Source organism: Rhizobium sp. BK060 (assembly GCF_014193145.1).
Taxonomy (GTDB): domain Bacteria; phylum Pseudomonadota; class Alphaproteobacteria; order Rhizobiales; family Rhizobiaceae; genus Rhizobium.
The window spans coordinates 130,010-149,423 of the sequence record NZ_JACHYW010000004.1 but is presented as its reverse complement, the minus strand read 5'-3'; the positions used below and the strand labels follow the sequence as shown (position 1 = coordinate 149,423).

Genomic DNA, 19,414 nt, shown 5'->3' with positions numbered 1-19,414 from the left:
ACGCTCAGGCTCTGACCGGCTCAGCAGCCGCCGCCTTGTTGCGCTTTTCCAGAACCGCTTCCGTAATCGAATTTGGCAAGCGGCGCGGCGTCTCGACGAGGCCGAGAACCGGCATGATCACCAGGAAGAAGGCGAAGTAGAAGAGAGTGCCGAGCTGCGACATGATCACATAGGTACCCTCGGCAGGACGCGAGCCGAGCCAACCGAGAACGATGGAATTGGCAACGAACAGCCAGAAGAACACCTTGTACCATGGGCGGTAGGCAGCGGAGCGAACCTTCGAGGTATCGAGCCAGGGCACGAAGAACAGCACGATGATCGCGCCGAACATGATCAGAACGCCTGCGAGCTTCGAGTCGATCGGTCCGATGTTGAAGGTGATCGAGCGCAGCATCGCGTAGAAAGGCAGGAAGTACCATTCCGGAACGATGTGGGCGGGCGTCTTCAACGGATCAGCCGGGATGTAGTTGTCCGGGTGGCCGAGGAAATTCGGCATGTAGAAGACGAAGTAGGCGTAGACCAAAAGGAAGATCGAAACGCCGAGCGCATCCTTGAGGGTTGCATATGGCGTGAAGCGAACGGTGTCCGTCTTGGTCTTGACCTCGACGCCGGTCGGGTTCGTCTGGCCGACCACGTGCAGCGCCCAGATATGCAGGACGACAACGCCCGCAATGACGAAGGGCAGCAGGTAGTGCAGCGAGAAGAAGCGGTTCAGCGTCGGGTTCTCGACGGCGAAACCACCGAGAAGGAACTGCTGGATCCACTCGCCGACCAGCGGGAATGCCGAGAAGAAGCCGGTGATAACGGTCGCGCCCCAGAAGGACATCTGACCCCAGGGCAGAACGTAGCCCATGAAGCCGGTTGCCATCATCAGGAGGTAGATGAGGACGCCGAGGATCCACAGGATCTCGCGGGGCGCCTTGTAGGAGCCGTAGTAGAGACCGCGGGCAATGTGCAGATAGACCGCAACGAAGAAGAAGGACGCGCCGTTGGCGTGCATGTAGCGCAGCAGCCAGCCGTGGTTGACGTCACGCATGATCTTTTCGACGGAGTTGAAGGCAACCGTCGTTTCCGCGGCATAGTGCATGGCGAGCACGACGCCGGTGAGGATCTGCACGACGAGCATGACCGCAAGCATGGCGCCGAAGGTGTAGGCATAGTTCAGGTTCCGCGGAACCGGGTATGCGACGAAACTATCGTAGACCATCCGCGGCAAAGGCAGGCGCGAATCGATCCACTTCTCGAGGCCGGTTGATGGCTCGTAGCTGGAATGGCCACTCATAAATCAGTCCCCCTCAACCGATCTTGACTACTTTATCGGAAACAAACGAATAGGTCGGAATCGCCAGGTTCGTGGGCGCCGGGCCTTTGCGGATGCGGCCGGCCGTATCGTAGACCGAGCCATGGCAGGGACAGAACCAACCATTATATTCGCCGGCCTGGCCGAGCGGAATGCAGCCGAGATGCGTGCAAGAGCCGATCATGACGATCCAGTTTTCCTTGTCCTTGCCGGCGGAACGGTCAACGCCGGTCGCCTGTGCGTCCGAAGGCAGGTTGGCGTTGCGCGCAATCGGATCCTTCAGATCAGAGAGCGGAACTTCATCGGCAGCCTTCACTTCCTCGGGCGTACGGTTGCGGATGAAGATCGGCTTGCCGCGCCACTTGGCGGTCAGCGACATTCCAGGCTCGAGGCTGGAAACGTCGACTTCGATGGATGCCAGAGCCAACGTCGAGGCATCCGGACGCATCTGATCGATAAACGGCCAAGCGACCGAAACGGCGCCGACAGCGCCCGCCATACCAGTGGTGAGATAAAGGAAATCACGGCGAGTAGGCTCGCCCGTGATCTCGCTTGTCGTTTCGTGTTCGCTCACGGCTTAAACCATCCTCTACGCAATTTTTGCGGAACTCCGCCTTCCCCTCGCGGTAGCGAATCTGTCGCGACACAATTCGACCATAGATTCCCCACCAATCCGGCGCGTTCTAAGCTTGATCGCAAATTATGTCCAGCCTTGGCAAGGCCATGTGGGCACAATGTCGCGGGAATTTTCAGATGATTTTCGAAGACAATCACATGCTTGCCACAGTTGTGCATTGCACCAATTCGAACCTCGTGCTAGGCGAGCCCCACAAACCTCTCCCTATTCCCGCGCCCGCCGATGAAAGACACTTTATACTGCATAGGAAGTGTCCTCCTCTCGCTGTTACTGGCGCTGATGTCTTTGCGCTACATCACACACGTCTGGCTTCTCGCCTTCGTCTACAGCTTTCAGATTCATTTCGCCCTGGCCGCAATCGCAGGGTGCCTGGTCCTTCTGCTCCTCAAGCGGCACTGGTATGCCTATCTGCTTCTGACCATCGCAGTGATGCTCTTGGGGCATGGCTTTATCATGCTGAGGGAATTCGCCGCCACTCCAGCGCGTGCCAATACGCCGCCGCTTTTCAGGGTGATGTCCTTCAACATCGAACACGAGAACTTCTCCAATGCTGGGCGAATTGCGGATTTCGTCATCGCCTCGAATGCCGATGTCGTGAACATCCTGGAGGCAGCTCCGCTTCGCCCTTACATCGCACGCCTGTCCAGCACATATCCCTATCACATCGGCTGCGGCGAAGAGATCAACCAGTGCGACACGCTCGTCCTCTCGAAGCGACCGTTCATCGAGAAGAAAGTCGCCAGCCTTGGCAAGCTGTGGCAAAATCGGCTGACGTATTCAGCCATCGACTTCGACGGAACGAGGATCAGCTTTCTCGTAGCCCATCTCGCCAAGCCTTACTTCGATGACTTCCAGGCGGACGAACTCGTTGATCTGGCGTCCGCGACAGTCGCTATCGATGCGCCGCTTGTCCTCACCGGAGACTTCAATTCCGCGATCCTCGACCCACGTATCCAGCGCTTTATGCGCACGAGCGGCTTTCATACCGTCTTTCCGGAGCCGGCGACCTGGCCAATCAAGGCGCGTGACTTCGGTATCAGTATCGATCACGTGCTCGCCCGTGCGCCACTGCGGCTGAAATCGGTCGAACGGATCGAGGACAATATGGGATCAAACCACTTTGGCCTCATGGCCGAGTTTGCCCTCAGCTCTTGACGCAGACTGCGACACGTCGAAATCGGTGGCGAGGAACCCGCCTGATTGCCGCGCCCAGAGTTCGCCATAGAGACCGCCACGCTTCAGCAGGGTCTCGTGCGTCCCCTCTTCTATGATCCCCCCCTCGTCGACGACGATCAATCTATCGAGGGCAGCAATGGTCGAGAGCCGATGCGCAATGGCGAGCACGGTCTTGCCTTCCATGAGGCCGATCAGATTGGATTGGATTGCCTCTTCCACCTCCGAATCGAGCGCCGAGGTGGCTTCGTCGAGAACCAGGATCGGCGCATCCTTCAGCATGATGCGTGCGATCGCAATGCGCTGGCGCTGACCGCCGGAGAGTTTCACGCCACGTTCCCCGACATGTGCATCGAAGCCCTTGCGGCCATTTTGGTCCTGCAGGCGCTCGATGAAGCCAAGCGCTTCTGCGCGCCGTGCCGCCTCAACCAGCCGCGCCTCCCCCGCATCCGGGCGGCCGAACAGGATATTGTCCCGGACCGAGCGATGCAGCAGCGACGTATCCTGGCTGACGACCCCGATCTGCATGCGCAGTGACTCCTGCCTGACCGCCGCAATATTCTGGCCGTCGACCAATATCTGCCCCCCTTCGAGGTCGTAGAGCCGTAGCAGCAGGTTCACCAGTGTCGACTTGCCCGCACCGGAGCGCCCGACGATGCCGACCTTCTCGCCCGGCTCGATCGTGAGCGAAAAGTTGTCGATGACGCCATTTGGCCTGCCGTAGTGAAAAGAGACGTTCTCGAAGCGGATGCCAGGCTGTCGGATGACAAGATCACTGGCACCGGGGCGATCGACCAGTCCAAGCGGCTGCGAGATCAACTCCGCGGCATTCTGGATCGTGCCAAGGTTGCGCATGATGCCGTTGAACTGGGTCATCAACCGGCCCAGAAGAAAGTTCAGGCGCAGCACGAGCGCCAGCGAGAAGGCCACCGCACCGGAACTGACGAGGCCGGCCAACCACAGGTGAACGCTGAGAGCCGCCATGCTGACGATCATGATGCCCGAGAGCAGCGCCATCGAGGCGCGCACGCCGGTGATGAAGCGCGTGAACCGCAGCACCGTCTCCTGATAGAAGTCGAAGCCTTGCCGCATATAGCGGTCGCTTTCCTCATCGCGCGCAAATAGCTTGAGGGTCTGGATATTGCTGTAGGCGTCCACCATGCGCCCGTTGATCATCGAGGCGGCTTCGGCTGTTTCGCGGGAATGAAACCGGATGCGTGGCACGAAATAACGCGCCAGAACGCCAAAGGCGCACAGCCAGCACAGCACGACGACGGCAAGCGAGAAATCGAGCCCTGCGACGAGCACCAGCGTCGTCGCCGCATAGATGCCGACGAACCAGACACTCTCCATCAGTGACGTCACCAAGTCGCCGGTGGCCTGGCCGGCCGACCAGACCTTGGTGACGACGCGACCCGAAAAATCGCTTTGGAAGAAGGAGAGCGATTGCCGCGAAACATGCAGGTAGGATTGCCAGCGCGCCAGGTTGTAGAAACCGGGTGTGATCACCTGCTGATCGACAAGTGCGATCAAAAGCGCGACGACAAAGCGGACAATGCCGATAAGAACGAGCATGCTGAACAACTCGGCGCCGTGCGCGGCCAGGAGACCGCTCCAGCCTGCCGCCGGCGTGATCGTCGCGAGAATATCCACGAGCCGCCCGACGAACCAGAACAAGGCCGCCTCGATCGCCGCCGACATGCCCCCGAGCACCAGCATCGCCACGAACGGCGCCTTCGCTTGACCAATATAGAACCAGATGAATCCAAGCGTGGAGCGCGGTGGTTGAATGTTTTCCCGCGGCGCAAAGGGATTAATCCAGTTTTCGAAAGCACGAAAGAGTCGTTTTATCAGCATATTTGCGATATAGGCTTAATAGCCGGAGCGGGAAAGCAACGGCCCCAGGGCGCAACCTTATATTTTCGTAACAATCGGTAACAACAACGGCATCGCCGTTGAATGAGACTGACCTCGTCACAATCTCGGGGTACAATGGATTTTTACGGGAGATGGCCGCGATGCAAGCAAGAAAGGCACTCATGTCGAGTATCCCGCTGCCCCTTGCGGAACGACTTGATGCAATCGTTGAACAGTTGGATATTTCCTACGATCAGGCTGTCGCAGAGGCGATATCTGCGTGGGTCGATCGTGAGGAAGAGCGGCGCCTGTTCGCCTTGCGTACGCTTGCTTCGACCAACGGCATGCTTGTCGAAGGGAACCGCGTGAAAGACTGGGCAGACAGCCTCTGAGCCGACATCCATGAACGCAAATGAGAAGCCCTCTCCGCATCCACAGAGAGGGCTTCTGGCTTATTCGGCCGCCTCTTCCGCTTCTTCGGAATGGTCGGCCAGGAAGCCGCCCGATTGCCGGTTCCAGAGGTCGGCATAGATGCCGCCTTGGTCGACAAGCGCGGCATGGGCACCGGCTTCGACGATCCTGCCCTTATCGAGCACGATCAAGCGGTCCATCTCGGTCAGGGTCGACAGGCGGTGCGCGATTGCAATCACCGTCTTGCCTTCCATCAGCGCAAACAGGTTTTCCTGGATCGCCGCTTCGACCTCGGAATCGAGCGCCGATGTCGCCTCGTCGAGCACCAGGATCGGCGCATCCTTCAAGAAGACGCGGGCGATCGCGACGCGCTGACGCTGGCCGCCGGAGAGCTTCACGCCACGCTCGCCGACCTGCGCGTCGAGCCCCTTGCGACCCTGCATGTCGACAAGCCCTTCGATGAACTCCCAGGCGTTGGCCCGCCTGGCCGCTTCGATCACCTGAGCATCGGTCGCCTCGGGGCGGCCATAGGCGATGTTGTCGCGGATCGAACGGTGCAGCAGGGACGTATCCTGCGTCACGACGCCGATCAGTTCACGCAGGCTCTCCTGCGACACGGCCGAGATGTCCTGTCCATCGATGGTGATGCGGCCAGCCTCCAGATCGTAGAAGCGCAGCAGCAGGTTCATCAACGTAGTCTTGCCGGCGCCGGAGCGGCCGACCAGACCGACTTTCTCGCCCGCCTTGATGTCAAGAGAGAGATTGTCGATGACGCCTTTGCCCTTGCCATAATGGAAGCGGATGCGCTCGTAGTGGATTGCACCCTTCTTCGCAGACAGCTGCGGCGCGCCCGGCTTGTCGACGATGTCGTGCGTCTTGGTCATCATCTCCATGCCGTCATAGACCGTGCCGATGTTCTCGAACAGCGCCGAGACCTCCCACATGATCCATTGCGACATGCCGTTGACGCGCATGGCAAGACCGATCGCGATGGCGATGGCGCCGACGGAGATCTGTCCGTTCAGCCAGAACCAGATGGACAGGCCCGACACCACGAAGAGCGCGACGCAGTTGTTCATATAGACAGCGACGTGAAACAACGTGACGCGGCGCATCTGCGCGTGAACGGTTCCGAGGAATTCCTCCATACCGCTACGTGCATAGGTCTCCTCGCGGCCGGCATGCGAGAACAGCTTGACCGTCGCGATATTCGTGTAGCTGTCGACCACCCGCCCGGTCATCATCGAGCGTGCATCCGCCTGTTGCGCCGCGATCTTGCGAAGCCGCGGTACGAAGTAGGAAACGATGCCGATATAGATGGCCAGCCAGACGAGGATCGGCACCATCAGCCGCACGTCGGCGGCCGCGATGACGATGATCATCGACAGGAAATAAGTGACGACATAGACGAAGACATCGAGGATCTTCATCGTCGTTTCACGAACCGCAAGCGACGTCTGCATCACTTTCGTCGCAACGCGTCCGGCGAACTCGTTGGCGAAGAAGGTCATGCTGTGACGCAGCAGGAACCGGTGCATCTGCCAGCGCGCGATCATCGGGTAATTGCCGAGAAGCACCTGATGCATGATGAGCGAATCCAGTCCCGCCGCCAGCGGCAGGCCGATGAGGATCAACGCTCCCATCCATGCCAGCCTCGGCCACTCCGTCTGAAGGAATGTCGCCTTGTCCGCCTTGGTCAGCCAGTCCACGATGTCACCGAGGAACTGGAAGAGCGCCACCTCACCGACGGCAATCAGCGCCGTCAGGACCGCCATGATGGCAAGCCACGGCGCTGCCGGCTTCGTATAGTGCCAGCAAAATGCAAAAAGGCCCTTCGGAGGAGCAATCGGCTCCTCGCTGGGGAAGGGATTGAGTCGCTGTTCGAACCAGCCAAACATGAAAATGCTCCGAAACTTGATCGCTCCGGCCTCCCGGCTCGCGCAAAACGGCGCTTGAGCTCATATGGGAACCGGACGTTCACGGGGCGAGGCCACGACAGCCGCGCAATGGATTAGAAATGGGAATTCAGGAAAGAAATGGCACTAGGCGTGCCAGATCGCCACTCGTGGGTTCACGCGTCGAGAGCGCATACGCGGCAATATTTCCATCTTGGCGCTCCCTTCTGGCGATTAAAAGATGTGCATCCTTAACGCGAATTAAGCTGAATTTCCAGCCCCGGCCGGCCGGAAATTGAACAATTATCGGCCCAAATGCGTCCTGTTGCGTCAAAATCACAGTTGCAATAGGTGTCTTTCGACGAAAAAGCGGAAGAGACGACATTCCACTATGGCAGACCTCAGACTAGCCCTTTATCAGCCTGACATTCCGGGTAATACCGGTACCATCCTGCGTCTTGCCGCCTGCCTCGGTTTTGCCATCGACATCATCGAGCCCGCAGGCTTTGACATATCGGATCGCAATCTCAAGCGGGCCGGCATGGACTACATCGCGGCTGCCGCCCTCACCCGCCATGTCAACTGGGATCGCTTCGACGATTGGCGAAGGAGCACCGGCCGACGCCTGGTGCTGGCATCCACCAAGTCGTCCGGCCGCTATACAGACTTCGCATTCCGTGCCGACGACATATTGCTTTTCGGCCGCGAGAGCGCCGGCGTTCCAGATCATGTGCACGCGGCAGCCGACGCCCGGATCCTTGTTCCGATGGTTGAAGGCCAACGCTCTATCAATGTTGCCGTCTCGGCCGCGATGATTATCGGAGAGGCCATGCGGCAGACCGCCTGGGGTTGATTTCCGGCCCCGGTGACGCAAATGCCGACATAGCCTCGGAATATGTCGCGAACGGCGTTGTGAATTTTCCTGAGCGGCGTATAGTTTTTAGCCGGACAATTAAAAAAATGTCCAGAAAGCCATGTTTTCAATTACTTGGCAAAGAGAGATTCGAACAGGAAGGCGCCTGTTCGCGTAAGAGACAAAAGAAACGGCAGAATGGAATCGACGATCGTCATGATCAACCTGTTCGGCGCGGTAGCCCTGCTACTGTTTGGCCTGGCACAGGTGAAGGACGGCGTTTCCCGAGCGTTTGGAGCCCGATTGCGCACTGGCCTTGCGACCGGCACCCGCAGTGGCTTGCGCTCTTTCCTGTCCGGCTTCGTCGCCACGATCGCGCTGCAGAGCTCCACCGCGACGGCTCTGATGGTCGCCTCCTTCGTCGAGCGCGAACTGGTGAAGCCGCGCATGGCGCAAATCGTCCTGCTCGGCGCCAATGTCGGAACCGCGGTGACCGCCTGGATCGTCGCCACCGGCATCGCGTGGCTGTCTCCTCTGGTGATCCTTGCCGGAACGATCCTCCATCGCAGCGGCTCGTCGTCACGCCAGGGCGGCGGCACGGCGTTAATCGGCATCGGCCTGATGCTGCTGTCGCTGCATCTGCTGAGCAGCGCCACCGAACCGATGCGGCAGTCGCCGGCCCTTGGCGCCTTCATCGCCCTGCTGGACAATGCCTGGCCGGTCGCACTGGCCTTTTCCGCCGGCATCGCCTTCATCTCGTCGTCGAGCCTAGCCGCCGTCGTCCTCATTCTCTCGCTCGCCTCAACGGGCATCTTGTCGGCCGGACTGGTCATCGTGCTGGTGCTCGGCGCCAATCTCGGCGGCGCCATTCCGCCTGTGATAGCTTCGCTTGCCGGGCCGGCAGCCGCCAGGCGTGTCACGCTCGGCAATTTGATTGTGCGGGCAATCGGCTGCCTGATTGCATTGCCGCTCGCCGGCTACGGCGCCGAGTTGCTGGGAACGTTGCCGCTGACGCCGGCAAAACTGCCGGTCGATGCCCATCTCGGCTTCAACCTGATCCTTGCAGCCCTCGCCTGGCCCTTCTCGCGCCCCCTTTCGCGGCTGATGCTGAGATTGGTGCCGGACGACACGCAGCCGGACAGCGGACCGAGATACCTTGACGCGCAGGAACTTTCGACGCCTGTTGTCGCTCTCGCAAGCGCGACACGAGAGGTGCTGGGCGTCGGCGATCTGATCGAACGGATGCTGCTGCGCGCCTCAAGCGCTTTCGAGAGCAATGACCTGGCGAAACTCAAGGAAATCCCGTCGCTGGAAAAGCGGGTCGACAGCCTGCAGCAGGAGGTGAAGATCTATCTTTCCAAGCTTGGGCATGGTGGCCTGAGCGAAGAGGACGGCCGCCGTTCCATCGTTATCATCGACTACGCGATCAACCTCGAACATATGGGCGACATCATAGAGAAGGGTCTGATGCCGCAGGTGACCAAGAAGGTTTCGCTGGGACTGAAGTTCTCCCAGGAAGGCTACGAGGAACTGCAGAAGCTTTTCCACCTGACGATCGACAACCTGCGCATTGCCCAGACGATCCTCGTCACCCGCGACTTCAATCTCGCCAAGCAGCTGATGGAGGTGAAGGTCGAGGTTCGCCGGATGGAGAAGCAGTCCTCGGAACGGCATCTGGAGCGCCTGCGCGATGGCCGCGCCGACAGCCTGCAGACAAGCTCATTGCATCTGGACATGCTGCGCGACCTGAAGCGCATCAACGCCCACATTGTTTCGGTCGCACACCCGATCCTCAACGAAAGCGGGCTGCTTATCGAAAGCAGGCTGAAAGGCGCCGCCGAGTAAAGCCGTTCAATCGGCAGACGGCAGCCGCCGCATCGTGAATTCGATCTGGTCGCCTTCCAGCTGGCGCCAGCTCTCGACTTCCGTCCAATAGGCTGCCTTAGGATATTCGTCGAACCATTCGCGCGCCTTGGCGCGGGCATCGAGGAGATTGAGGCAATAGGTTTGTCGGACGAAACGATCGTTCTTCCGGGGCGTGCCTTCTGCCCGGTGGGTGGCAATCCGTCGTTTGAGACCGTCGAACGACGGAGGTCCAGGAATTTTCGTCATGAGCCTACCTCTGTAGGAAAAAGGTAATATCGAAAATTGCTTTTTGCGAGTCGAATCTGAGGAAGCCTCAGTCATCGCCCTCTGCTGGCAGGACCCTGCCCTACCTGCTATCAGAGCAGCAAAGACGAAAGCGCGAGTCGACTGGCGACCCGCTCGGAGAGAGATAGAATGGAAAGACCCGAACTTCCGATCGGCCTGCCTGACGATATCGAAGAGAAGAAGTCGACTGCCCGGGCATGGTTCGAAAGTCTTCGCGACACGATCTGCGCCTCCTTCGAAGCGCTGGAAGACGAACTCTCGGGCCCGCTCTGCGACAGGGAGCCGGGCCGCTTCGTGGCGAAGGACTGGTCGCGTGAAAATGGTGCAGGTGGGGGTGGCCGCATGTCGATCATGCACGGCCGCGTCTTCGAGAAGGTTGGGGTGCACACCTCCACCGTGTACGGAGAGTTCGCGCCTGATCTGCGCGCCCAGATGCCCGGTGCCAAGGAGGATCCTCGCTTCTGGGCCTCGGGCATTTCGTTGATCGCCCATCCGGTCAATCCCAACGTGCCTGCCGTACACATGAACACGCGGATGGTGGTCACCTCGAGCCGCTGGTTCGGCGGCGGCGCCGACTTGACGCCGGTGCTCGATCGCCGTCGCACGCAGGAAGATGAGGACAGCCAGTTGTTCCACAAGGCCATGGAGATTGCCTGTCGCAGCCACTCCGGTGTCGCCGACTACGCTGCCTACAAGAAATGGTGCGACGAGTATTTCTTCCTCAAGCACAGGAACGAGGCTCGCGGGATCGGCGGCATCTTCTATGACTGGCTGCATTCCAGCCAGGAGGCCGGCGGCTGGGACGCCGATTTCGCCTTCACCCGCGATGTTGGACGGGCGTTTGCCATGGTTTATCCACGGATCGTTCGCGCCAACTTCAATAAACAGTGGACAGAGGCGGATCGTGACGAACAATTGATTCGCCGTGGACGCTACGTTGAGTTCAATCTTCTCTATGACAGGGGCACGATCTTCGGCCTCAAGACAGGAGGCAACGTCGAATCCATTCTCTCGTCCCTGCCTCCTCTTGTCCGTTGGCCTTGACCTGACAAATAAAGATGCCGGGAGGGGTTAAATTCGGAGGCCGGATCACTTAGTCTAGGCATGTACGCGTAGCAATCGGAGGAGGATTGTCATGACGATACAAAGTAGCTCTGCGGCATCGGCGGGTGCCCAAGAGCGCCCCCCGCCCATGGATAGACCCGATTTCTTGAGCCGCGTTGCGGAAAGGCTCAGGGCAGAAAGCGGATCCGACCTCCCACTTTCCTGCTTCATCGAACAAGTGAAGCTTCAATTGGCCGGCGGCAAGACACCTGAGGAACTCGACCACCCGGCCAAGGCTCACGACAACAAAGCGGCCGTCGATTGCTTCAGATCCTGGGCCATGCCCGAATAACGAGAAAATGACCAACCGGCCGGTCCTTCGCGCCGGCCGGAACCTTCTTGCCGCTTCGAACATTCAGGCATTGCAGGACCGCGCAATGTCATTGAAATCCGAAAGAAGGAGGAAAAAATGAGACTCTTCGAATGTGGAACGCTTGTCCCCGGATGTGAATGGCATACCAGGGCGAACGACGACGCTGAAATCGTGCGCCGTGTCGTTGAGCACATGCGTAGCGTCCACGGCGAGACCGTGATCCGCGAAAACATGATCGACAACATCAAGGCCCGCATCCGCAACGAGGCCACGGCGGCTTGAAGTTATTTTGTCAGGTCGTTCAGCCGGGCGAGCAGCGCCGCCCGGTCCGGAGAGAAATTTTCCTCGATCCAGAAATTCTCGAGTGCCGACAGCGTTTCGCCGACCTGCTTTCCGGCGGATACCCCGGCGCCCATGACGTCTGTGCCATTGATCGGGAACTGTGGTTTCTTCCAGTTTTCAGCCAGTTCGAGCAGCTTGCCAAGCCTTGCTGAGCGCGCCATCTCCTGCATGTCGCCTTCCGCCTTGCCCCGCGCCGTTGCAAGCGCAAGTTTCAAGCGCGTCTGTATCCCATCCCCACCGTGCCGATAGAGCAATCGTGCAAAGGCAGCCGAAGACAATTCATCATTGATAACAGGCGCCTTGGCCCATGCTTTGAACCAGGCGAATTCGGCATTGGCAAGCTTGAGGCGTGCGGCCATCTTCTCCAGCCGATCGGCATCGGGTGGAATGATGGCGGCGAGACGCAGAAGCGGATCCGGCTTCCAGCCGAGCGCCTTCTCCGTGCTGATCAACGCCGGGACGGCGTCAATGCCCCACTTGTCTGTCTCCGGAAGGATTTCACTGAGCACACCGACCTGCCGCATCCACAAGAGCGCCCGTCCAGGATCCTCCGCGCTGAGCAATTTGCGAAGTTCCGACCATAGCCTTTCGGCCGAAAGCGTCTTTAGCTTGGCGCGAGCCGATACACACGCCCGGAGCCCATCGGCATCCGGACGGCCGGAACCATAATAAGCGAAGAACCGGAAAAACCGCAGGATACGCAGATAATCCTCGCCGACGCGCGTCGCCGCATCACCGATGAAGCGGATGTTGCGCTTCTCGATATCGGCAAGACCACCGACCAGGTCGATCACATCGCCCTTGGAGTCGACATAAAGCGCGTTGATCGTCAGGTCGCGGCGTTCCGCATCGGTCTGCCAATCCGAGCTGAATGCCACCTTGGCCCTGCGTCCGTCGGTCTCGACATCGGCCCTCAGCGTCGTGACTTCGAAGGGCTTGCCGTCGATGACGAGGGTCACCGTGCCGTGCGCCACGCCGGTCGGAACGGCCTTGATGCCAGAGGCAGCCGCCCGCTCGATGACCTGTTCCGGCGTGAGCGTCGTGGCAAGATCGATATCGTTGACCGGGCGCCCCATGAGGCTGTTGCGGACCGCTCCGCCGACGACACGCCCCTCTCCTCCGTCGGCGTTGAGCAGCGTGAATACGCGCGTCAGCGCCGGATCCTTGAACCATGTTTCGTGGCCAAGGTTGGTCATGCATAAAGCCTTTCGTAAAGGGTGCGGACGATGCCCGCGGTAATGCCCCAGATCATCCGGCTTTCATAGGGCATCCGGTAGAAATGTCGTTCGAGACCGTCGAGTACACGCCTGTCGCGACTGTGATTTGCCGGATTCATGAGAAAGGACAGCGGCACTTCGAAGACGTCGTCCACCTCGGTTGGATTGAGTTTCAATTCGAAGCCGCGCCGGACGACGGCAAGCACCGGCGTAATACGGAAGCCAGTCGATGCAAGATAGTTCGGAAGCCGCGCCACGGTCTCGACAAACGACCCGTCGATACCGATTTCCTCTTCGGTTTCCCGGATTGCCGCCCTCTCGGCCGAGCCGTCGATGGCGTCGATCTTGCCGCCGGGAAACGCGATCTGTCCGGAATGTTTTCGCAGCGTCGCGGTGCGCTGCGTGAAGATCACATGCGCATCGTCACCGTCGTCGACGACAGGCACCAGAACCGCAGCATCACGAAGTTTGAAGGTCTCCACCTGCGTAACGATATCGGGGTTCAGAATATGGTCGCCGTGATCACGCCAGGAGCGGTCTACCGGGCCGCCGCTCTGGTGAAGCGCGCGGTGACGGAATTCGGCCGCTGAATAGAGCGAACGGTGGTCGGTCAAAGCATTGGTCATCGGGAAAGTGCATCCAGTTCGGCCGCCGGCATGACAGGAAAGGTCACACCGCCGGAGCGGAGACAGAACATCGTCTCGCCATCGACCTGAAGGCGTTCGCCGAGCTCGACGAGTTCGTACATGATGGGCCGGGAGACCAGCGCTTCCAACCGCCCGCGAACGTGAAGATAGGGCTTCAACTCGCTGCTTTCGCCGTGAATTACAAAGCGAAGGGGATGTGCCGCCCCGGCCTCGACCACATCGCCGACATTGGTCCGGAACGTCAGCAATGGCTCGCCATCCCTTTCGCCGGCATTCATTTCAACGGCCAAGAAGGGCGCGTCTACAACACGGATACCGACCCTCTCCACAGGCGTTACGAGATATGTCTTCCCATCCTCATCCTTGCGCAGGACCGTTGAAAACAGTCTGACGAGAGGCGCTCGGCCGATCGGTGTTCCCATATAGAACCATGTGCCATCAGCCCGGATTTCCATGTCGATATCGCCGCAGAAGGGCGGATTCCATTTGTCGACGGGCGGAAGGCCTCGGGGTTTGGCCCCTGCGTCGCCGGCGGCGCGCGAAATCAGCGCGGCAAGACCGGCCGCATCCGTTGTCGCCTTGATCTCTTCGGCTGCCATTCTTCTGTCCCGGTTTGTCTTTAACTCCAGAAGGTCACGAGATAGTCATTTGGAACGAACTTGTCAGCCCGCAACATCTCCATAACTCTATCTGGTATGAGGCTTGCGTGTAAGTCTGCCGATTCGCGACGAATGTTATCAGCCGCTGGAGATGCCTTATGGGTATGATGAAGACCGAAGCCCCCCTTGATGAAAAGGCGATCATCGCCGCGGCCGAGAAGGCACTAGCAGATATCGCCGTCGTCCGGGGCGAAGTCTCTAAGGTGATCTTCGGCCAGGAAAGCGTCGTGGAAAATACGCTTCTGGCGGTTCTCTCCGGTGGCCATGCCCTGCTCGTCGGCGTGCCTGGGCTCGCCAAGACCAAGCTCGTGACGACGCTCGGCGAAGTGCTTGGGCTCGCCTCCAACCGCATTCAGTTCACCCCGGACCTGATGCCCTCGGACATACTGGGCTCGGAAGTGATGGACCAGGACGACAGCGGCCGCCGCTCCTTCCGTTTCGTCAAGGGCCCGGTGTTCGCCCAGCTTCTGATGGCCGACGAAATCAACCGCGCATCGCCGCGCACGCAGTCGGCACTGCTGCAGTCCATGCAGGAATACCACATCACCGTCGCCGGCCATCGCTACGATCTGCCGGTTCCGTTCCACGTCCTGGCCACCCAGAACCCGCTGGAGCAGGAAGGCACCTACCCTCTTCCCGAGGCACAGCTCGATCGCTTCCTGCTGCAGGTCGACGTCCACTACCCGGAGCTTGCGGCCGAGCGACAGATCCTGCTCGAGACGACGGGCCTCAGCGAGACGAAGCCACAAGCAGTCTTGAGCGCCGAGCGGCTGGTCGAAATCCAGACGCTCATCCGCCAGATGCCAGTGAGCGACAAGGTCGTCGATGCGATCCTGGCACTTGTCCGCTCCGCCCGCCCCGGCCAGGGCAATGCATCCACCGACAAGAACGTCGCCTGGGGCCCTGGCCCTCGCGCCGGCCAGGCCATGATGCTCTGCGCCCGCGCCCGTGCACTCTACGAAGGCCGCCTCGCTCCGTCCATCGACGATGTCCACGCGTTGGCTGAACCTGTGCTGCAGCACCGCATGGCGCTGACATTTGCGGCGCGTGCAGAAGGCATGTCGGTTCGCGATGTCATTGACGGGCTGGTCAAGCAGGCCAAGGGATAAGGAAGCGTCTGCGTGGCACCCATCGGACAGATCGTCAATCCGACCTCGGGCAATGATGCGCTCGCTCGCGCTAGGCAGCGGGCGAGCCTTGTCCCGGATTGTCTGGTCGAGGCCAAGCGGATCGCCAATACCGTCATCGCCGGCTGGCATGGCCGCCGCAAGCGCGGCATTGGCGAGAACTTCTGGCAATTCCGCCCCTACACCGAGGGCGAAAGCCTATCGCGCATCGATTGGCGTCGATCCGCCCGTGACGACCACACCTACATCCGCGACCGCGAGTGGGAGGCAGCCCATACGATCTGGCTCTGGGCCGACATGTCTGCTTCAATGATGTACAAATCGACCTTCGGAAACGCTTCCAAGGAAGGCCGAGCACTCGTCATCATGCTGGCGCTTGCCGAAATCCTTGCGCGCTCCGGCGAGCGCATCGGATGCCCCGGCGTGATGGAACCGATCGCCGCGCGGAACGCTGCGGAACGGCTTGCAACCGCATTGATGCATGCGCCGCTGAGCGGGGGACTGCCCGACACAGCCATGATCCGCGGCTGGAGCGAACTCGTGCTGATCGGCGATTTTCTCGACGATGCGCGTGCGGTCATGGCGCGCATCGCTCCCTTGGCGCGGCGCGGTCTGCGCGGCCACGTGATCGAGATCGCCGACCCGGCCGAAGAGCTCTTCCCCTATGATGGCCGCACCGAATTCACCGATCCCGAGACGGGTTCGAAGCTGACATCCGGTCGGGCCGAGCATGTGCGCGAAACCTACACCCGCGCCTATCTCGAGCGCAGGGATGATCTCGGCCAGGCGCTGCGCCACATGGGCTGGACCTTTGTCAGCCACCGCACCGACCATCTCGCCTCTGAAGCGCTGGTCGCCGTTCACATGTACCTCTCGGGAATGCCCGCAAGGATGACGCAGGGAGAACGCACGTGAACGCTCTTCCCTTCGTTTTCGCCTACCCCGCGATCCTCGGCGCCCTCGTGGCCCTGCCGATCATCTGGTGGCTGCTGCGATTGACGCCGCCGCGCCCGAAGACGGAAGTCTTCCCGCCACTGAAGATTCTCGCAACGGTCCTGAAGCGGGAGGAAACCCCGGCCCAGAGCCCCTGGTGGCTGACGCTGCTGCGCATGCTGCTTGCCACCGCCGTCATTCTGGCTATCGCCGACCCAGTCTTCAATCCGCGCACGAATTCAATTGCTTCGGGCGGCCCGCTCGTGCTCTTTGTTGACAACGGCTGGGCAACGTCGCCGGATTGGGATCGCCGCGTGAAGACGGCCGACGCACTGATCGATGACGCGGAAGCCGCCGGTACCCCCGTTGCCATCACCTTCACCGCCGATCCGACCAACGATGCGGTTCCGGGAACGGCGTCCGTTGCCCGCGACAAGCTACGCGCCGCAGAACCGAAGCCGCTGGTGCCCGACCGGCAGCGCGCTTTCGAGGCTCTCCGCACCGCGTTGAACGGCGTCCATCCTGGCACTCTCGCCTTCCTGACCGATGGCGCCGCCGCAACCGACAACGACGCAACCGTCCGCCAGCTCTTGGATCTCTCGCCTGCCCAACTGCGCTTGATCTCCGGCGACGCGGCCGAGACGATCGCGATCACGTCGGCCAGCAATGCCGCGGATGCGATGACGGTTACCGCCACACGCCTCGACAGCACCAGCGCCGCTTCGCGCCCTATCACCGCGCAGGACACTCAGGGACGCGCGATCGCGGCCGGCTCGATCGACTTCCAACCAGGGCAGAGCGTCGCGACCGGATCAATCGCCGCACCGTTTGAAATGCGCAACGATTTTGCGCGCGTCAGCATCGATAGCCACGCTACGGCTGGCGCCGTGCACCTGCTTGACGACGGCTTCAAGCGTCGCCGTGTCGTTCTGCTGTCCGGCGAAGTCGGCGATACGTTCCAGCCACTGCTTTCGCCGCTCTATTACATCCAGCGCGCCCTACAGCCCTATGCCGACTTGATGGAGCCGAACACGCCCGATCTCGCGACCTCGATCCCGGATCTTTTGTCGCAGAATCCGTCCGTCATCATCATGGCTGATATCGGCCGCCTTCCCCAACAAACCTACGAGCCGCTGCAGCGCTGGATCGGCAACGGTGGAACGTTGGTCCGTTTTGCAGGGCCACGCCTTGCTGCTGCGCCCGCCGACGACCCGCTGGTGCCGGTCACGTTGCGCCAGGGTGAGCGCGCCCTCGGTGGTGCGCTATCCTGGGCCGAACCACAGCCGCTTGCAGAGTTTCCCGCTTTCGGCCCGTTCGCCGGAATGCCGAAGCCGACGGATATTACTGTCAAACGTCAGGTTCTCGCAGAGCCAACGCCGGATCTTGCCGAGCGCACTTGGGCGAGCCTCGCCGATGGAACGCCGCTGGTGACGACGAAGCCGATCAATGCTGGCCGAATTGTGCTCTTCCATGTTAGTGCGGAGGCCACGTGGTCCGACCTTCCGATATCAGGCAATTTCGTCGAGATGCTGCGTCGCCTCGTGCAGTTGTCACGCTCTGGCGGCGTGACCGCGCAAACCGACGGCGCTTCGACCGCTGAAGCGCTACCGCCATTCCGATTATTGACCGCCAAGGGCGCATTGACGACCGAAACCGGTACGGCACGCCCGCTGATACCCAACGCCAAGGTCACGCCGGTTGCCAGCTTCGATAACCCGCCTGGCCTCTACGGATCCGAAGAAGGATTTACCGCGCTGAACGTACTGCCGAAAAATGCCGAACTGAAGCCGCTTGATGTTTCGGGTACCACCGTGGTGCGTGAAGGGTTGATCGGCGGCGAGACCTGGTCGGCAAAGCCTACGCTGTTCCTGATCGCCTTCCTGCTCCTGCTTGCCGACAGCCTAGTCGTGATGTTCATGAGCGGCGCATTCTCGCGGCTGCGCCCTGCGGCGCGCGCGGCCGCGATTGTCGCCGTTGCGTTCAGCGCGGCTTTCTTGCTGCTGGAGCCAGGTCAATCGCATGCGGATGACGCCAAACCCGGTGATGACCAGATCTTCCAGCGGCTCGACAATACGCATCTCGCCTATGTCGTGACTGGTGAACAGGAAGTCGACCGGATTTCCGAGCGGGGTCTCGAGGGCCTGACGGAATTCCTGACCTTCCGCACCACGCTGGAGCCCTCGCCGCCCGTTGGCCTGGATCTCGCGAAGGATGAACTCGCTTTCTACCCGATCATCTATTGGCCGATCTCGGCGACGGCGCCCATGCCTTCAACGGCAGCGGTCAACAAGATCGATGCCTATATGCGCGCCGGTGGAACGGTGCTGTTCGACACCCGCGACCAGTTCAGCGCACTCGACAACAATGGCAGCTCGGTCAGCGCCAACGGCGAGCGGCTGCAGCAAATCCTCGCGAATCTCGACATTCCGCCGCTAGAACCGGTGCCGTCCGACCACGTGCTGACGAAGTCCTTCTACCTCCTGTCGAGCTTCCCCGGTCGCTACACCGGCAGCCCGCTCTGGATTGAAGCCCGCCAGGAAAATCGTGCTGAGAACGCCAAGTCGGCGGCGACGGCCGACGGCGTTTCCCCAATCCTCATCACCGGCAACGACTTTGCCGGCGCCTGGGCGGTCGATGACAACGGCGTGCCCATGTTGCCGACGGTCCCGCCTGATGAAATGCAGCGCGAATATGCCTACCGCAGCGGCGTCAACATCATGATGTATATGCTCACCGGCAACTACAAGACCGATCAGGTCCACGTCCCCGCTCTCCTGGAACGGTTGGGGCAGTGA

General features: G+C 60.6%; 18 protein-coding genes. 10 read left to right on the top strand and 8 right to left on the bottom strand.

Features of this window, described 5'->3' with window-relative positions; genetic code table 11:
- Nucleotides 1-4: 4 nt before the first annotated feature.
- Together FHT71_RS06185 and petA are read right to left on the bottom strand one after the other, a co-directional pair.
- On the bottom strand, nt 5-1,282 hold the full coding sequence (locus FHT71_RS06185) for a cytochrome b N-terminal domain-containing protein (RefSeq protein ID WP_007789946.1): 1,278 nt from the start codon (nt 1,280-1,282) through the stop codon (nt 5-7).
- A 13-nt stretch (nt 1,283-1,295) separates the two neighbouring features.
- Nucleotides 1,296-1,874 (bottom strand): ubiquinol-cytochrome c reductase iron-sulfur subunit, encoded by a 579-nt coding sequence (gene petA, locus FHT71_RS06180; protein ID WP_037082086.1) that lies wholly within the window; start codon nt 1,872-1,874, stop codon nt 1,296-1,298.
- A gap of 285 nt (nt 1,875-2,159) precedes the next feature.
- Here petA and FHT71_RS06175 point away from each other — a divergent pair, with 285 nt between their 5' ends.
- Nucleotides 2,160-3,092 (top strand): endonuclease/exonuclease/phosphatase family protein, encoded by a 933-nt coding sequence (locus FHT71_RS06175; RefSeq protein WP_183719267.1) that lies wholly within the window; start codon nt 2,160-2,162, stop codon nt 3,090-3,092.
- Here FHT71_RS06175 and FHT71_RS06170 read toward each other — a convergent pair.
- A complete protein-coding gene (locus tag FHT71_RS06170; RefSeq protein ID WP_183719265.1) occupies nt 3,048-4,967 on the bottom strand; it encodes an ABC transporter ATP-binding protein in 1,920 nt (639 codons plus the stop codon). The genes FHT71_RS06175 and FHT71_RS06170 overlap by 45 nt on opposite strands.
- Nucleotides 4,968-5,149: 182 nt before the next feature.
- Between FHT71_RS06170 and FHT71_RS06165 the strand changes: the two genes are divergently transcribed.
- Entirely contained in the window at nt 5,150-5,359 is a 210-nt protein-coding gene (locus FHT71_RS06165; protein ID WP_132588873.1) for a hypothetical protein, read from the top strand.
- Between the two features lie 60 nt (nt 5,360-5,419).
- Here the strand turns inward: FHT71_RS06165 and FHT71_RS06160 are convergent, their stop codons facing one another.
- Nucleotides 5,420-7,276, bottom strand: coding sequence for an ABC transporter ATP-binding protein (locus tag FHT71_RS06160; RefSeq protein ID WP_132588790.1), 1,857 nt, complete (start codon nt 7,274-7,276; stop codon nt 5,420-5,422).
- Nucleotides 7,277-7,664: 388 nt separating this feature from the next.
- Between FHT71_RS06160 and FHT71_RS06155 the strand changes: the two genes are divergently transcribed.
- Both FHT71_RS06155 and FHT71_RS06150 read left to right on the top strand, forming a co-directional pair.
- Nucleotides 7,665-8,126 carry a tRNA (cytidine(34)-2'-O)-methyltransferase gene (locus FHT71_RS06155; protein WP_183719263.1) on the top strand — a complete coding sequence of 154 codons (462 nt, stop codon included), beginning with the start codon at nt 7,665-7,667 and terminating at the stop codon, nt 8,124-8,126.
- Nucleotides 8,127-8,324: 198 nt separating this feature from the next.
- Nucleotides 8,325-9,971 (top strand): Na/Pi cotransporter family protein, encoded by a 1,647-nt coding sequence (locus FHT71_RS06150; protein WP_183719262.1) that lies wholly within the window; start codon nt 8,325-8,327, stop codon nt 9,969-9,971.
- Between the two features lie 6 nt (nt 9,972-9,977).
- Here FHT71_RS06150 and FHT71_RS06145 read toward each other — a convergent pair whose 3' ends face one another.
- The gene (locus FHT71_RS06145) at nt 9,978-10,238 is read right to left on the bottom strand and encodes a hypothetical protein (protein ID WP_007789934.1); all 261 of its coding nucleotides are present in this window, start codon (nt 10,236-10,238) and stop codon (nt 9,978-9,980) included.
- A gap of 168 nt (nt 10,239-10,406) precedes the next feature.
- On the opposite strand from FHT71_RS06145, the gene hemF reads away from it, so the two are divergent.
- The 3 genes from hemF to FHT71_RS06130 all read left to right on the top strand — a co-directional run bounded on the left by hemF (nt 10,407) and on the right by FHT71_RS06130 (nt 11,976).
- Nucleotides 10,407-11,321, top strand: coding sequence for an oxygen-dependent coproporphyrinogen oxidase (gene hemF / locus FHT71_RS06140; RefSeq protein WP_132588792.1), 915 nt, complete (start codon nt 10,407-10,409; stop codon nt 11,319-11,321).
- Between the two features lie 91 nt (nt 11,322-11,412).
- Nucleotides 11,413-11,673: a hypothetical protein gene (locus FHT71_RS06135; protein WP_007789930.1), complete on the top strand. Its 261-nt coding sequence runs from the start codon at nt 11,413-11,415 to the stop codon at nt 11,671-11,673.
- A gap of 117 nt (nt 11,674-11,790) precedes the next feature.
- Nucleotides 11,791-11,976, top strand: coding sequence for a DUF1059 domain-containing protein (locus FHT71_RS06130; RefSeq protein ID WP_132588793.1), 186 nt, complete (start codon nt 11,791-11,793; stop codon nt 11,974-11,976).
- Between the two features lie 2 nt (nt 11,977-11,978).
- On the opposite strand, the gene FHT71_RS06125 is transcribed toward FHT71_RS06130, so the two are convergent.
- The 3 genes from FHT71_RS06125 to FHT71_RS06115 are packed head-to-tail and all read right to left on the bottom strand — an operon-like array spanning nt 11,979 to nt 14,499.
- Entirely contained in the window at nt 11,979-13,232 is a 1,254-nt protein-coding gene (locus FHT71_RS06125; protein WP_132588794.1) for a CCA tRNA nucleotidyltransferase, read from the bottom strand.
- Nucleotides 13,229-13,879, bottom strand: a complete 651-nt coding sequence (locus FHT71_RS06120) for a CoA pyrophosphatase (protein ID WP_007789926.1) — start codon at nt 13,877-13,879, stop codon at nt 13,229-13,231. Before FHT71_RS06120 ends, FHT71_RS06125 begins: the two co-directional genes overlap by 4 nt.
- Nucleotides 13,876-14,499 carry a DUF1285 domain-containing protein gene (locus FHT71_RS06115; RefSeq protein ID WP_132588795.1) on the bottom strand — a complete coding sequence of 208 codons (624 nt, stop codon included), beginning with the start codon at nt 14,497-14,499 and terminating at the stop codon, nt 13,876-13,878. The genes FHT71_RS06120 and FHT71_RS06115 overlap by 4 nt, the downstream gene beginning before the upstream one ends.
- A 158-nt stretch (nt 14,500-14,657) precedes the next feature.
- On the opposite strand from FHT71_RS06115, the gene FHT71_RS06110 reads away from it, so the two are divergent.
- Genes FHT71_RS06110 through FHT71_RS06100 form a run of 3 tightly spaced genes read left to right on the top strand, consistent with a single transcriptional unit; the run spans nt 14,658 to nt 19,414 of the window.
- The gene (locus FHT71_RS06110; protein WP_132588796.1) at nt 14,658-15,668 is read left to right on the top strand and encodes a MoxR family ATPase; all 1,011 of its coding nucleotides are present in this window, start codon (nt 14,658-14,660) and stop codon (nt 15,666-15,668) included.
- 12 nt (nt 15,669-15,680) lie between these two features.
- The gene (locus FHT71_RS06105; protein WP_183719260.1) at nt 15,681-16,601 is read left to right on the top strand and encodes a DUF58 domain-containing protein; all 921 of its coding nucleotides are present in this window, start codon (nt 15,681-15,683) and stop codon (nt 16,599-16,601) included.
- Nucleotides 16,598-19,414 (top strand): DUF4159 domain-containing protein, encoded by a 2,817-nt coding sequence (locus tag FHT71_RS06100; RefSeq protein ID WP_183719258.1) that lies wholly within the window; start codon nt 16,598-16,600, stop codon nt 19,412-19,414. The genes FHT71_RS06105 and FHT71_RS06100 overlap by 4 nt, the downstream gene beginning before the upstream one ends.